We start from the raw sequence: 1,708 nt of genomic DNA, 5'->3' as shown, positions 1-1,708 counted from the left end.
AGGCAACGCCTTCTTCGGCGGCTTCGACCGGCTCTTCATGAAGGGCATCTGGGACAACGTCGCGGGCACCTTTGCCAATGGCGCCACCTTCAGCAAGGGTGTCGTGATCCCCGAGATCGTGTTCGCAGCCTTCCAGGCCACTTTTGCCGGCATCACCTGCGCGCTGATCGTTGGCGCCTTTGCCGAACGCATCAAGTTCTCCGCAGTGCTGCTGTTCATGGCGATCTGGTTCACCTTCAGCTATGCACCTATTGCCCACATGGTCTGGTTCTGGATGGGCCCTGACGCCTACACCGGCAAGGAAGTCGCCGACGCCATGAGCGCCAAGGGCGGTTATATCTGGCAAATGGGCGCCCTGGATTTTGCAGGCGGTACCGTGGTGCACATCAACGCCGCTGTCGCCGGCCTGGTAGGCGCCTTCTGCATAGGCAAGCGTATCGGCTACGGCAAGGAAGCCATGGCCCCTCACAGCCTCACGTTGACCATGGTTGGCGCCGCATTGCTGTGGGTGGGCTGGTTCGGCTTCAACGCCGGCTCCGCCCTGGAAGCCAACGGTTTCGCCGCCCTGGCCTTCATCAACACGCTGGGTGCTACCGCTGCCGCTGTGCTGGCATGGTGCGTCGGTGAAGCGCTGATGCGCGGCAAGGCCTCGATGCTGGGTGCAGCGTCCGGCGCTGTCGCCGGCCTGGTGGCCATCACGCCCGCAGCCGGCAACGTCGGCATCGGCGGCGGCCTCATCATCGGCCTGATCGCCGGCTTCGCCTGCCTCTGGGGTGTGAACGGCCTGAAGAAACTGCTGGGCGCTGACGACTCGCTCGACGTGTTCGGCGTGCATGGCGTGGGCGGTATTCTGGGCGCGCTGCTCACCGGCGTCTTCAACTCGCCAGCCCTGGGTGGCCCAAGCTTCGTGGGTGACTGGGTGACCGCCACGGCCGTGACGCCTGACGCTTACACCATCGCCGGCCAGGTCTGGATCCAGGCCAAGGCCGTGCTGATCACCATCGTCTGGTCCGGTGTGGTTTCCTTCATCGCCTACAAGGTGGTTGACCTCACGATTGGCCTGCGCGTCAGCGAAGAAGACGAACGCGAAGGCCTGGACATCACCTCGCACGGTGAGACCGCCTACAACCGTTAATTCATAGTCAGACGAATTCGGGCTGCCCCAGGGCAGCCCCCTGATTGAGTATCTCCTTTGGATGTTCAGCCCGCTGGCGCAAGCCGGTGGGCTGTTTTTTTTGACGCGTGCCTCGTGGGCGTTGCACGATCGCCGGGATTCGGCTGCGGGGGCCGTTTCCGGCGGCGGCCCTGCCGGTGCTAACCTTGGGTCCCTGTCCACTTTTCAGCCTTTCAAGGAACGCCGCATGACATGGCAAACCGTTGTTGCACAACCCAGTGAACTGGGTGAATCGCCGTTCTGGCATCCCGACGAGCAAATGCTGTATTGGGTTGACATTCCAGGCCGGCAGATTCACCGTTGCAACGTCTTTATGGGGACGGTGCAAAGCTGGGCCATGCCGTCGGAGCCCGGCAGCATTGCGCCGGCCCGTACACAGGGGCAAGGCAGTGGCCTGGTGATCGCATTGCGCGACGGCATTTACCGCGCCCGCGAGTGGGGCGCCGAGCTCCAGCAGCTCATGCGGGCCGGCCATGACACCAACACGACGCGGTTCAACGACGGCAAGGCCGATCCGCGAGGCCGCTTCTGGGC

Annotated in this window: 2 protein-coding genes; both read left to right on the top strand. The window is 63.8% G+C overall.

Annotated features, from left to right (window positions below):
• On the top strand, positions 1-1,135 hold a 1,135-nt coding region (locus AC1DWI_RS21975; protein WP_477725766.1), incomplete at its 5' end, for an ammonium transporter.
• A gap of 226 nt (positions 1,136-1,361) precedes the next feature.
• Positions 1,362-1,708: SMP-30/gluconolactonase/LRE family protein (locus AC1DWI_RS21970; protein ID WP_477725765.1), on the top strand; the 347-nt coding region annotated here is incomplete at its 3' end.

Source organism: Polaromonas sp. P3_C2, from assembly GCF_056402675.1.
This window is presented reverse-complemented; position numbering and strand designations above follow the sequence as displayed.